This is a genomic window from Klebsiella planticola (assembly GCF_000783935.2).
In the GTDB taxonomy this organism is placed as follows: Bacteria; Pseudomonadota; Gammaproteobacteria; order Enterobacterales; family Enterobacteriaceae; genus Klebsiella; species Klebsiella planticola.
In genome coordinates, this window is the sequence record NZ_CP026047.1 from 344,832 (window position 1) to 358,616 (window position 13,785).

Annotated in this window: 10 protein-coding genes; 4 read left to right on the forward strand and 6 right to left on the reverse strand. The window is 54.0% G+C overall.

Going from position 1 to position 13,785, the window contains the following annotated elements:
- Nucleotides 1-71 precede the first annotated feature (71 nt).
- The 5 genes from MC50_RS01605 to bglK form a co-directional block, all read right to left on the reverse strand.
- On the reverse strand, nt 72-773 hold the full coding sequence (locus tag MC50_RS01605; protein ID WP_071824600.1) for a DnaA inactivator Hda: 702 nt from the start codon (nt 771-773) through the stop codon (nt 72-74).
- 94 nt (nt 774-867) lie between these two features.
- Nucleotides 868-2,157 (reverse strand): uracil permease, encoded by a 1,290-nt coding sequence (gene uraA / locus MC50_RS01610; RefSeq protein WP_047663368.1) that lies wholly within the window; start codon nt 2,155-2,157, stop codon nt 868-870.
- A 96-nt stretch (nt 2,158-2,253) separates the two neighbouring features.
- A complete protein-coding gene (gene upp, locus MC50_RS01615; RefSeq protein ID WP_032686523.1) occupies nt 2,254-2,880 on the reverse strand; it encodes a uracil phosphoribosyltransferase in 627 nt (208 codons plus the stop codon).
- A gap of 183 nt (nt 2,881-3,063) precedes the next feature.
- Nucleotides 3,064-4,494, reverse strand: a complete 1,431-nt coding sequence (locus tag MC50_RS01620) for a 6-phospho-beta-glucosidase (RefSeq protein WP_046851974.1) — start codon at nt 4,492-4,494, stop codon at nt 3,064-3,066.
- 10 nt (nt 4,495-4,504) lie between these two features.
- A complete protein-coding gene (gene bglK / locus MC50_RS01625; RefSeq protein WP_032686520.1) occupies nt 4,505-5,398 on the reverse strand; it encodes a beta-glucoside kinase BglK in 894 nt (297 codons plus the stop codon).
- Nucleotides 5,399-5,663: 265 nt separating this feature from the next.
- On the opposite strand from bglK, the gene purM reads away from it, so the two are divergent.
- The 4 genes from purM (at nt 5,664) to ppx (ending at nt 11,215) form a co-directional block, all read left to right on the forward strand.
- Nucleotides 5,664-6,701, forward strand: coding sequence for a phosphoribosylformylglycinamidine cyclo-ligase (gene purM / locus MC50_RS01635; protein ID WP_047663369.1), 1,038 nt, complete (start codon nt 5,664-5,666; stop codon nt 6,699-6,701).
- On the forward strand, nt 6,698-7,339 hold the full coding sequence (purN, locus tag MC50_RS01640) for a phosphoribosylglycinamide formyltransferase (protein ID WP_047663370.1): 642 nt from the start codon (nt 6,698-6,700) through the stop codon (nt 7,337-7,339). The genes purM and purN overlap by 4 nt, the downstream gene beginning before the upstream one ends.
- Nucleotides 7,340-7,612: 273 nt before the next feature.
- Nucleotides 7,613-9,673: a polyphosphate kinase 1 gene (ppk1, locus tag MC50_RS01645; protein WP_032686518.1), complete on the forward strand. Its 2,061-nt coding sequence runs from the start codon at nt 7,613-7,615 to the stop codon at nt 9,671-9,673.
- 3 nt (nt 9,674-9,676) lie between these two features.
- Nucleotides 9,677-11,215 carry an exopolyphosphatase gene (ppx, locus tag MC50_RS01650; protein WP_032686517.1) on the forward strand — a complete coding sequence of 513 codons (1,539 nt, stop codon included), beginning with the start codon at nt 9,677-9,679 and terminating at the stop codon, nt 11,213-11,215.
- Between the two features lie 42 nt (nt 11,216-11,257).
- Here the strand turns inward: ppx and MC50_RS01655 are convergent, their stop codons facing one another.
- A complete protein-coding gene (locus tag MC50_RS01655) occupies nt 11,258-13,486 on the reverse strand; it encodes a sensor domain-containing phosphodiesterase (protein WP_047663371.1) in 2,229 nt (742 codons plus the stop codon).
- Nucleotides 13,487-13,785: the final 299 nt, after the last annotated feature.

Below are 13,785 nucleotides of genomic sequence, written 5' to 3' on the forward strand. Positions count from 1 at the left end.
TTTTACCGTGATGGCGCAGCGAGTGAACGACGAGGGACGCGGATTTGGCAGATAGCCGAGATCCAGCCCGGCTAGAGCTTGAGGATCTCTTTCACGAAAGGAATGGTCAACTTACGTTGCGCGGTAATCGAAGCGTGATCGAGCTGATCGAGCGTCATAAACAGTGAGCGCATTTCACGATCTAACCGTTTAAGCAAGAAACGACAGACGTCTTCCGGCATCTCAAAACCCCGCAGACGCGCGCGCAGCTGTAGCGCCTGCAGCTTATCTTCATCCGACAGCGGCTGTAGCTTGTAGATTTGCCCCCAGTCGAGGCGCGACGCCAGATCCGGCAACCCGAGATTCAGCTGGCGCGGCGGACAATCGCCGGTAATCAACAAACGCGTTTTACCCGATTCGAGGATCCGGTTATAGAGGTTGAAAATGGCCATTTCCCACGGCTCGTCGCCGGCCACGCACTCGATATTGTCAATGCAGACCAGCGAAAGCTGCTCCATCCCGTCGAGCACTTCCGGTACAAACCACGTACGCTTATCCAGTGGAACATAGCCCACCGCGTCGCCGCGCTGGGAAAGCTCCGCACAGGCGGCATGTAACAAGTGACTGCGCCCCGCCCCTTCGCGTGACCAGATATAGATGTACCCGCTATGTTCCTGCCGCAACACATTCTGTAAGGCAGCAAGAAGAGAAGGATTATCACCCGGCCAAAAACTCGCGAAAGTTTCATCATCGGGAAGATACAGTGGCAGAGAGAGCTGTGCCGGTGCGTTCAGATGGACCTCATCATAGGCTTACAGAAAAACGCGAAGAGTTTATCACGAAGTATGCCTCGAGAGAACCGGGCGGGATCGCCGCCCGGTTGCAGGATCAATGTTTTACTTCTTCACTGTCGGCCGCATCCAGCACAACCTCTTCCGGACGCAGGACGCTGATCAGTTTGAAAATCAGACTCAGACCCACGCCGACAATTGTCGCCAGCGCCATGCCTTTCAGCTCCGCCGCGCCAATGTGCACTTTCGCGCCGCTGACGCCAATGATCAGAATCACGGAGGTCAGAATCAAATTCTGCGCCTTGTTGTAGTCCACTTTCGACTCGATCAACACGCGGATACCGGATGCGCCGATCACCCCGTACAGCAGCAGAGAAACGCCGCCCATTACCGGCAGCGGGATAATCTGAATCGCCGCCGCCAGTTTACCCACGCAGGAGAGCAGAATCGCGAAGACTGCCGCCCCACCGATAACCCAGGTACTGTAGACGCGGGTGATCGCCATCACGCCGATGTTCTCGCCGTAAGTGGTGTTGGGCGTCGACCCAAAGAAGCCGGAGATCATCGTCGACAGGCCGTTCGCAAACATCGAACGATGCAGCCCGGGATCGCGGATCAGATCTTTTTTAACGATATTCGCCGTCACCACCAGGTGGCCGACGTGCTCGGCAATCACCACCAGCGCAGCAGGCAGAATGGTGAAGATAGCAAACCATTCAAAACGCGGCGTGTAGAACGTCGGCAGGGCGAACCAGTGCGCCTCGGCGATCGGCGTAGTGTCGACAACGCCCATCACGAAAGAGAGCGCGTAGCCGACCAGTACGCCGATGAGAATCGGGATAATGGCCATGAAACCGCGAAACAGCACCGAACCGAAAACCGTCACCGCCAGCGTCACCATCGAAATAATGATGGTTTTACTATCCGGCGACTGCCCGTCAGCCGGCAGCAGGCCGGCCATATTGGCAGCGACGCCCGCCAGTCCGAGGCCGATAACCGCGACAATGGCCCCCATGGCCGCCGGCGGGAACATCACGTCCAGCCAGCCGGTGCCGGCTTTTTTGACAATAAAGGAGACGATGCAGAACAGCGCGCCGCACATAATGAAGCCACCCAGCGCCACTTCATACCCCAGCGGCAACAGCAGCAGAACCGGGGAGATAAACGCGAAGCTCGATCCGAGATAGGCCGGGATTTTTCCCTTACAGATGAAAAGATACAGCAATGTCCCAATACCGTTAAACAGCAGGACGGTAGCCGGGTTGATATGAAACAGAACGGGCACCAGGACCGTTGCGCCAAACATAGCGAACAGATGCTGCAAACTCAGTGGGATAGTCTGTAAAAGCGGCGGTCTTTCACTCACCCCGATTGCGCGGCGCGTCATAGCGTTTTCCTCTAAGAGTCGTTTATTAGTTGCTGTGAGTTTGTTTTATTCAAAAAAAAGCCGACTCTTAAAGTCGGCTTCTTATTATCTATGCAATCACTTGGTACCAAAAATCTTATCGCCGGCATCGCCGAGCCCCGGAATAATGTATCCGTGCTCGTTGAGGCCCTGGTCAATGGATGCGGTATACATCTCAACATCCGGATGCGCTTTCTCCAGCGCGGCAATCCCTTCCGGCGCCGCCACCAGAACCAGCACCTTAATGCTGGAGCAGCCCGCTTTTTTCAGCAGGTCGATAGTGGCGATCATCGAACCACCGGTTGCCAGCATCGGGTCAACCACCAGCGCCATGCGTTCGTCGATATTCGACACCAGCTTCTGGAAATAAGGAACCGGCTCCAGCGTCTCTTCGTCACGATAGATCCCCACCACGCTGATACGCGCGCTCGGTACGTGCTCCAGAACCCCTTCCATCATCCCCAGACCGGCGCGCAGAATTGGCACAACGGTGATTTTCTTCCCTTTGATCTGCTCGATTTCTACCGGACCATTCCAGCCCTCGATGGTGACTTTCTCGGTCTGCAGATCGGCAGTGGCTTCATAAGTCAGCAAGCTACCTACCTCTGAGGCAAGTTCACGGAAGCGTTTGGTGCTGATGTCGTGCTCACGCATCAGGCCCAGCTTGTGTTTGACGAGCGGGTGTTTCACTTCCACAATCTTCATTCTCTTTCTCCTCTGAGGGGCAGCCACAAAAAAAATCGCGGGATTATACCGCTTTTTTCCATTTGCGCCATAGCCGATATGTTTGACCGGGATCAACCAAAATGCTTTGCGCTGCCTGAGCCAGTATAAAACAAAATAAAAAAACCCCGCGCAGGCGGGGTCGCACAAGGCTTGAGGGGAGTTTTACAGCGTTTCGCCGTTGCTGCTGATAACCTGTTGATACCAGGAGAAAGATTGCTTCCGGCTACGGTCCAGCGTCCCGTTGCCTTCGTTATCTTTATCGACGTAGATAAATCCGTAGCGTTTCTTCATTTCACCGGTACCGGCGGAAACGAGGTCGATACATCCCCATGGGGTATAGCCCATCAGGTCAACGCCGTCCTCAACCACCGCTTTTTTCATCTCGGCAATATGCGCGGAGAGATAATCGATACGGTAGCGATCGTTCACCGTGCCGTCAGCTTCGCGCACGTCAATGGCCCCAAAGCCGTTCTCAACAATAAACAGCGGCAGCTGGTAGTGATCCCAGAACCAGTTCAGGGAGTAGCGCAGACCCACCGGGTCAATCTGCCAGCCCCAGTCTGACTTCTGCACGTACGGGTTAGAGACCAGGCTTTGGGTCTCGTCATAATCCAGCAGCGGATTATCATCGGTCGCTTTAGTGGCAAACGACATATAGTAGCTAAAGCCAATATAGTCGACGCAGCCCTCGGCCAGCGCCTGACGATCTTCTGCGGTGATATCCAGCGCAAAACCGCGGCGCGCGAAGTAGTTCAGCAGATGCTGCGGGTACTTACCGCGGACGTGAACGTCGGTAAACCAGTAACGGCGATGCATGGCGTTCATTGCCATCATCATATCGTTCGGGTCGCAGGAGAACGGATAAATCGGGCACATGGCAATCATGCAACCCACCTGCAGCGATGGATTTATCTGGCGAGCGGCTTTTACCGCCAGTGCGCTGGCAACCAGTTCATAGTGCGCCGCCTGATACATCACTGGCTCGCGATCTTCATCCGGCAGATACTTCAGACCTGAGTTGGTAAACGGGGCAAAATCTTCATGGAAGTTAGCCTGGTTATTGATCTCATTAAAGGTCATCCAGTACTTCACTTTGTGCTGATAGCGATCGAACACCACTTTCGCAAAGCGGACGAAGAAATCGATCAGCTTACGGTTACGCCAGCCGCCATACTCGGTCACCAGATGGTAAGGCATCTCGAAGTGAGAGAGCGTAATCACCGGTTCAATGCCGTACTTCAGACATTCATCAAACAGGTCGTCATAGAACTGGAGCCCTGCTTCGTTAGGCTCCAGCTCATCACCCAGCGGGAAGATACGTGTCCAGGCAATCGAAGTGCGGAAGCATTTGAACCCCATTTCAGCAAACAGCTGAATGTCTTCTTTATAACGATGGTAAAAATCAATCGCCTCATGATTGGGATAATTTTTCCCCGGCAGTACGCCATCGGTGATTTCACGCGGCACGCCGTGTGCGCCGGCGGTCATCACGTCGGCCACGCTGACGCCTTTACCCCCTTCCTGCCAGCCGCCTTCCAGCTGATGCGCCGCCACCGCGCCGCCCCACAGAAAACCTTCTTTAAATCCAGACATGTTCTCTTCCTTATGAGCGATCGCCGTTAAGCGATCGGTTTTGCTGATTAAAATGGTAAACCGCCCCCATCAAACCGGCATCGTTGCCGTGGCTGACGGTGTCGAGATAGTCCGCGATACCGAACCAGGCCAGATGTTCGCGCAGCAGCGCCAAAAAGCCCGGCCGTTCCACAATGCCGCCGCCGATGAAAATGGCCTGCGGATCAAAAATGTTCACCAGGTTATACAGACCGGTACCGAGACCGTTGAAAAAGTCAGCCACCAGCCGCTGGCAAACCGCATCGCCCGCCTCGTAGCGATCGAAGATCTCTTCACCGGTTACCGCTTCCAGCGATTTACCGACATGCCCGGCATAGCGGTCGCGCAATACGCGCATCGTGCAGTTTTCATTCATTGAAGAGCGGCGCACATCGCGGGCGCCGGGGCGTTCGGTCTGCATATAGCCGAATTCGCCCGCGCGAAAACGCGCGCCATGCACCAGCTGGTTGTGACAAAAAATCGCGCCGCCGACGCCGGTGCCGATTGTCAGGACCAGAAAGTCACTCATGTCGACCGCCTTACCCTGCCAGCGCTCGGCGAGCAGGACGCAGTTAGCATCGTTTTCGATGGCGACCGGAAGCCCGGTCTGTTGTTCCAGCCAGCGCTTAATCGCAAAATTATCGAACTGACGGATTGCGCCGCCCATTTCGATAAAGCCGGTGTGCGGGTTGACATAGCCAGGCGCGCCGATCGCCACGCCTTCACACGTCGGGTGAGCAGCAATCCACGCCAGCATCGCTTGCAGTATCTGGTCGCCGTCGCTGTCAATAATCGACTGCTTACCTTTTTCAAGCAGTTCGCCCGCAGCGGTGCTGACGCCCATTTTTAACGCCGTTCCACCGATATCAAATGCGGCAATGTTCATCCCGTCTCTTCCTCCTGAATCCCCGCAGAATCAACCTTCGGCTCTCCTGAACAAAAAAAGAAACCGGTTTCAGTGGCATGATGGCTATTCCCGATGTCAGAGGCAAGTACAAGAATGTACCCGGTTTCATTTTCGTGAACCGCTTCAAATTTGTTCATATCGCAGCCGATTAACGCCGACTGCAAAGCAGGCTCGCAAACGTTTGCTTTCCCTGTTAGAATTGCGCCGATTTTTCTTGCTACCGCAAATGTGTGGAGATTTCGCAGTGACCGATAAAACCTCTCTCAGCTATAAAGATGCCGGCGTAGATATTGATGCAGGCAACGCGCTCGTCGACCGTATCAAGGGTGTGGTGAAGAAAACCCGACGCCCGGAAGTGATGGGTGGACTGGGCGGATTCGGCGCACTGTGCGCATTGCCGCAAAAATACCGCGAGCCGGTTCTGGTTTCCGGCACTGACGGCGTCGGCACCAAGCTGCGGCTGGCGATGGACCTGAAGCGCCACGATACTATCGGTATTGACCTGGTGGCGATGTGCGTCAATGACCTGGTGGTCCAGGGGGCAGAACCCCTGTTTTTCCTCGACTACTATGCAACCGGTAAACTGGATGTCGATACGGCAGCCAGCGTCATCAGCGGCATCGCAGAAGGCTGCCTGCAGTCAGGCTGTGCGCTGGTTGGCGGCGAAACGGCGGAAATGCCGGGCATGTACCACGGCGATGACTATGACGTCGCGGGCTTTTGCGTCGGCGTAGTAGAAAAATCAGAAATTATCGATGGTAGCAAAGTTGCCGATGGCGACGTGCTGGTCGCGCTGGCCTCCAGCGGTCCACATTCCAACGGCTACTCGCTGGTGCGCAAAATTATCGAAGTCAGCGGCGTCGATCCGCAGACCACCGATCTGAATGGTTCGCCGCTGGCCGACCATCTGCTGGCGCCGACCCGCATCTACGTTAAGTCGGTGCTGGACCTGATTGCTAACGTTGAAGTCCACGCGATTGCCCACCTGACCGGCGGCGGCTTCTGGGAAAACATTCCGCGCGTTCTGCCGGATAACACCCAGGCGGTCATCGACGAGTCCTCCTGGCAATGGCCAGAAGTGTTCAACTGGTTGCAGCAGGCCGGTAACGTCAGCAGCCATGAAATGTACCGTACCTTTAACTGCGGCGTCGGCATGGTTATCGCCCTGCCGGCAGACGTCGCCGACAGCGCCATCGCGCTGCTGAGCGAGAAAGGTGAAAACGCGTGGAAAATCGGCTATATCAAAGCTTCTGATTCCGAACAGCGTGTGGTCATTGAATGAAAAACATTGTGGTGCTGATTTCCGGTAACGGAAGCAATTTGCAGGCGATAATTGATGCCTGCGCCCGAAAGCAGATTAACGGCACCCTGAGAGCGGTATTCAGCAATAAGGCCGACGCGTTCGGCCTTGAACGCGCGCGTGAGGCCGGTATCCCGGCCCATGCGTTGTCGGCCAGCCAGTTTGCCAATCGCGAAGCCTTCGATCGCGAGCTGATGCATGAGATCGATGCTTATGCGCCGGATCTGGTGGTGCTGGCAGGCTACATGCGGATCCTTAGTCCGGCGTTTGTCGCCCATTATCAGGGGCGCCTGCTGAATATCCACCCGTCGTTGTTGCCAAAATACCCGGGGCTGCATACGCATCGCCAGGTACTGGAAAACGGTGATGAGGAGCACGGTACCTCGGTGCATTTCGTCACCGATGAGCTCGACGGTGGTCCGGTCATTCTGCAGGCCAAAGTGCCGGTTTTTACCGGGGATAGCGAAGACGAGATTACCGCCCGCGTGCAGACTCAGGAACATGCCATCTATCCGCTGGTGGTGAGCTGGTTTATGGACGGTCGTCTGCGCATGGAGGGGAATCAGGCCTGGCTTGATAACGCCCCTCTGCCGCCGCAGGGCCATGCGGCCGAAGAATAATCATCAGCGTCTCCGGCACTCGCCAGAGGCGCCTTTTATTGGTTCAGCGCCAGCCGCTTTCCCCCGGTTTTGTTCAAATCAGCGATGATTTTTGCCCTGTATATCTCCAGGCACGGCCTCGCTTTGCACACAATATGGGCACTCGCTCGCCATCGTTTTTATTCACAGCACATTGAAAGAAAACTGTCATACTTCTTTGACATAGTTGGACATTCAATGGCAAAGCTCGCCATAATGAAAAAGCAACATCAATCAACCGGAGTGTGAGTTGTAATGGGCCAGGAAAAGCTATATATCGAGAAAGAACTCAGCTGGTTGTCCTTTAACGAACGCGTACTTCAGGAAGCGGCGGATAAAAGCAATCCACTGATTGAGCGCATGCGCTTTTTGGGCATCTACTCCAACAACCTCGATGAATTTTATAAAGTGCGCTTCGCTGAACTTAAGCGCCGCATCATAATTAGCGAAGAACAAGGGAGTACCGCCCATTCTCGCCATTTGTTAGGCAAAATTCAGGCCCGCGTTCTGAAGGCCGATCAGGAATTTGACAGCCTGTATAATGAGCTGCTGCTGGAAATGGCGCGTAACCAGATCTTTTTGATCAATGAACGCCAGCTCTCGGTGAATCAGCAGTCCTGGCTACGCAACTATTTTAAACAGTACCTGCGTCAGCACATCACCCCGATCCTGATTAACCCTGAAACGGACCTGATCCAGTTCCTGAAAGATGATTACACCTATCTGGCGGTCGAAATCATCCGCGGGGAAACCATCAACTACGCCCTGCTGGAGATTCCGTCAGATAAAGTCCCGCGGTTCGTCAATCTGCCGCCGGAAGCACCGCGTCGCCGCAAGCCAATGATCTTGCTTGATAACATCCTGCGTTACTGCCTCGATGATATCTTTAAAGGCTTCTTTGACTACGATGCGCTGAACGCCTACTCGATGAAAATGACCCGTGACGCCGAGTACGATCTGGTGCACGAGATGGAGTCGAGCCTGATGGAGCTGATGTCTTCAAGTCTGAAACAGCGTCTGACGGCGGAACCGGTGCGTTTTGTTTATCAGCGCGATATGCCGGACACCATGGTTGAAATGCTGCGTGAGATGTTCTCCATTTCACGCTACGACTCAATGCTGCCCGGCGGGCGCTATCATAATTTTAAAGACTTTATCGGCTTCCCGAACGTCGGTAAGGCTAATCTGGTCAACAAGCCGCTGCCGCGCCTGCGCCACACCTGGTTCGATAAGTTCCGCAACGGGTTTGATGCCATTCGCGAACGCGACGTGCTGCTGTACTACCCGTATCATACCTTTGAGCACGTGCTGGAACTGCTGCGCCAGGCCTCATTCGATCCGAGCGTGCTGGCAATCAAAATCAATATTTATCGCGTTGCCAAAGATTCACGCATCATCGACTCGATGATCCACGCAGCCCATAACGGGAAAAAAGTCACCGTGGTGGTGGAGCTGCAGGCGCGTTTCGACGAAGAAGCCAACATTCATTGGGCGAAACGTCTGACCGAAGCGGGGGTACACGTTATCTTCTCCGCGCCGGGGCTGAAAATTCACGCCAAGCTGTTCCTGATCTCGCGCAAAGAGGGAGACGAAGTCGTCCGCTACGCGCATATCGGGACCGGTAACTTCAACGAAAAAACCGCCCGTCTGTACACCGACTATTCGCTGCTGACGGCAGATGCACGTATCACCAATGAAGTGCGCCGCGTCTTTAACTTTATCGAAAACCCATATCGCCCGGTGAGCTTCGATTACCTGCTGGTTTCACCGCAGAACTCGCGTCGCCTGCTGTATGAAATGATCGACAGAGAAATCGCCAACGCCCAGAACGGTCAGCCTTCTGGCATCACGCTGAAGCTGAACAACCTGGTCGATAAAGGACTGGTGGATCGACTTTATGCCGCGTCAAGCTCCGGGGTTCCCGTTAACCTGTTGATTCGTGGCATGTGCTCTTTGATTCCTGGGCTGGAAGGGATCAGCGAAAATATTCGCGTCACCAGTATCGTCGACCGCTTCCTTGAGCACGACCGCGTCTATGTTTTCGAAAACGGCGGCGACAAACAGGTTTGGCTCTCCTCTGCTGACTGGATGACGCGTAATATTGACTACCGTATTGAGGTCGCCGCGCCGCTGCTGGATCCGCGTTTGAAGCAGCGCGTACTGGATATTTTTGATCTCTTATTCAACGATACGGTCAAAGCACGCTATCTTGATAAAGAACTGAGTAATCGCTATGTGCCGCGCGGCAATCGCCGTAAAGTGCGCGCACAGCTGGCGATTTACGATTATCTCAAATCACTCGAACAACCCGACTAACCTATGCCAATAAACGAAAAAACCCCTCGTCCGCAGGAGTTCGCTGCGGTCGACCTTGGTTCAAACAGTTTTCATATGGTGATCGCTCGCGTCGTCGACGGAGCCATGCAGATCATCGGCCGCCTGAAACAGCGGGTTCACCTGGCCGATGGACTGGATGAAAATTCCGTGCTCAGCGAAGAGGCGATCGCCCGCGGGCTTAATTGCCTGTCGCTGTTTGCCGAACGCCTGCAGGGTTTTTCTCCCTCCAGTGTCTGCATCGTCGGGACACACACCTTACGCCAGGCCGCCAACGCCGCGGAATTTCTCAAGCGCGCGGAAAAGGTGATTCCCTATCCGATAGAGATAATCTCCGGTAACGAAGAGGCGCGTCTGATTTTTATGGGCGTCGAGCATACGCAGCCGGAACGGGGCCGTAAGCTGGTCATCGATATCGGCGGTGGGTCGACAGAGCTGGTGATTGGCGAGGATTTCGAACCGCGTCTGGTTGAGAGCCGTCGTATGGGCTGCGTCAGCTTCTCGCAGATCTATTTCCCCGGCGGCACCATCAACAAAGAGAATTTCCAGCGCGCGCGTCTGTCGGCCGTGCAGAAGCTGGAAACGCTGGCGTGGCAGTTCCGCATCCAGGGCTGGAATGTGGCGCTGGGCGCCTCCGGCACCATTAAAGCTGCGCAGGAAGTGCTGGTGGCGATGGGTGAGAAAGACGGTTTTATCACCCCGGAACGCCTTGAAATGCTGGTGGATGAAGTGTTGAAGTATAAAAACTTTGACGCGCTCAGCCTGCCGGGTCTGTCGGAAGAACGCAAAGCGGTGTTTGCTCCTGGGCTGGCTATCCTCTGCGGCGTTTTCGATGCGCTGGCGATCAAAGAGCTGCGCTTGTCTGATGGCGCGCTGCGTGAAGGCGTGCTGTATGAGATGGAGGGACGTTTTCGCCATCAGGATATCCGCAGCCGCACCGCGCAAAGTCTGGCAAACCAGTACAACATTGACCGCGAGCAGGCGCGTCGGGTACTGGAAACCACCACCCATATATTCGAGCAGTGGCAGGAACAGAACCCCAAACTGGACAACCCGAATCTGTCGGCGTTGTTGAAATGGGCGGTGATGCTGCACGAAGTGGGGTTGAATATTAACCACAGCGGAATGCACCGCCACTCGGCTTATATTCTGCAAAACAGCGATTTGCCGGGCTTCAATCAGGAGCAGCAAATGCTGATGGCGACGCTGGTTCGCTATCACCGTAAAGCGATCAAGCTGGATGATTTGCCCCGCTTTACGCTGTTTAAGAAAAAGCAGTTCCTGCCGCTCATTCAGCTTTTACGCCTTGGTATTTTGCTGAACAACCAGCGTCAGGCGACCACCACACCGCCCACGCTCAGGCTGAAGACCGAAGCCAATCACTGGACGCTGGTCTTCCCGCACGACTGGTTCAGCCAGAATGCGCTGGTGCTGCTCGATCTGGAAAAAGAACAGCAGTACTGGGAAGGCGTTCCTGACTGGCTATTGAAAATCGCCGAAGAAGAGCCGGACAGCAAAAACTAGTCCCGAGGCCGGGTTGCTCTCACCCGGCCCGTTTCTTCCCCGTCAACTCGCTTCAGCCGTCACCAGAGACGCCAGTGGAACCGGTTGGCCAATCTCATACCCCTGCAGATAATCAATCCCCAATGACAGCGCCGCCTGTCGAATCTCCGGCGTTTCCACATACTCCGCAACCACCTGCATATTCTTCATCCGCGCCAGATGGCAAATCGATGCCACGACCTGATAATCAAGACTGCTGGAGTGCAAATTACGAATAAAGCTGCCGTCAATCTTCAGCAGATCAACGTTCAGAGTTTTCAGGCGCGCGTAGCTGGCATAGCCGGTACCAAAGTCATCGATTGCCACTCGACACCCCAGCGCCTGCAAATGCGCCAGCGTTTGCCGTGCCTGCTCAGGGTTGCTGAGCGAATGGTTTTCCGTTAACTCAAATAGTAACTGCCACGGTTCAACATGATACTGCGCCAGCAGTCGTTCCACCTCGCCAGGGAACTGGCTCCTGCTGACGGAGGCCGGCGAAAGATTCACCGCCAGCCGCAGCCCGGGTAAAACTTTTCGGTGCTGGTTCATAAAGGCGAGCGTATTCTCCAGCACCCACAGGTCAATACGGGATGACAGGCCAAACTCATGCGCCACCGGGAGAAAATCATCCGGGTAAATGAGCTTCCCGTCATCTCCCGCCATGCGCAGCAGAACTTCATAATAGTTGTCACCGCGAATACCGACGATCGGCTGCGCCATCAGACAAAAACGATTCTGCTCCAGCGCCTGCTGGATCTGGTTCATCATCGCCACTTTATCCCGTAAGCCATGCTGAATATGCACCGCCCCGCGACGCTGCATATTTTCTGGCTGGCCGCTGGTCAGAGACAGATCTGCAATATTATTCAGCTCGCCTAAAAGCAAATAGAGGTGCTTCACCGGTGAGCGGACGCTGCAGTAACTCATCCCTACCGCAGGCTGCAGAGGTATACCATCCCAGATAAAGCGAAACTGTCGTATACGCTCATCCAGCGCGGCAATACGCGCCTTATGATCGCCGCTGTTCAGACGGAGTACCAGCTCGTGTCCTGACAGATGGTGAACGGCCTCGTTCGGCTGGAGTAAGTCGCCCAGATGTTCAGCCAGTTTTTGTTTATATTGAATGCGCAGCATAACGCCATAATGGCGCCCCAGCAGCTCCAGCTCAGGAATGCGTAAAAAGCACAGCACCGACCACATTGAACTGTCCAGCGACCGACTCAGCGCCCGTAAATTGGGCATATGGACAACCGGATCGAGAAACGCCATCCGCCGTACCCTGGCATGAATCAGACGCTGCTGGGTCGCCAGCATGGCCATATAAGTAATAATAAATGAGAACACCAGATAGCTCGAAGAGGTAATGGCCAGCTGATTGTCATATCCCGGAGAAAAAGGCAAATAGCGATAATGAAAGTGAATAATGATGATTAAAACCGGCGCCCAAATCATTGCGATACAGCGATAGCCAAAGCGCATCGCTCCCCACAACATTACCGGCATGAGTAATGACAATGTATAGTTTGTGCTAAATATCGTACTCTGACCATTCAGCGGTATTAATAACAAACCCAATAACATTAACAATGTTATCGACCATAAAACAAATTCACCACATTTTATTTTTGGATCAACCTGTAACTTCGCTTGTGAAATAAAACTACGCAGATAAAAAGGATTGCGAAGAATACGAATCAAGAAATAGCACAGCGGAACACCGGTTAAACCGCCCACCATCAAGGCCTGAAAAGTAATCAGCGAGCGTAAACTTAACGGATCAACCCCAGCCAGTTCCGTCATCCGCGGGTGCATGCCAAGATACTCGGCAACCTGAGAAAGCACGAGAAAAATGAACGAAGGCAGCAGCATCTGCCAGAACAGACGATACGGCATCAGGCTCACGTTACCATGGTAAATATGCTGCCGGCGCGGCACAAAAATCCGATAGCCGCCCCAGCACAGAACCGCCGGGATAAGAAAATGAAAAACGACCACAATGGCTTCCCACGGACTCATTCCCCGGGCCACGGTGCACAGCAGGCCGATGATAATGCCGGGCAGCGCCGCCACATCAAAAAACAGCATAAGACTCTGGACCAGCGCCAACGGCAAATAGTAAAGCGAAACTTCACTACCGCCCAGCTCAGCATAGGTATTTGCCCCTCGTGCCAGAGGCAGTAAAAGCAGGGGTAAAATCAGCGGCAGCGCCCACCATTTATCCCGATATTGTCTGTATCGTTTAATTATTTTCATTGATGCTCGACAGATAACCCAAATTCCCGCAGGGTATATTCAGGCAGGCATCCAACCTAACCATCCTAGCCGCATAAGGAATACCTACGCGGAACAGGCAAGAGATTTTAGTTATCAGCACACGCGGACTGTTGATATAAATCAATAAACCTTTTAGCTATGATTAATAAAGCTTATTTTTATGCGTCTGTTCGAATGAAAGAAAAAGGATGTGAATGTGATAATTATCTTACATAACATTAAGTAATGTTTGAGCGGCGGATTTTTACATCCTCATCAATTGACCCTGCTGCATTCCT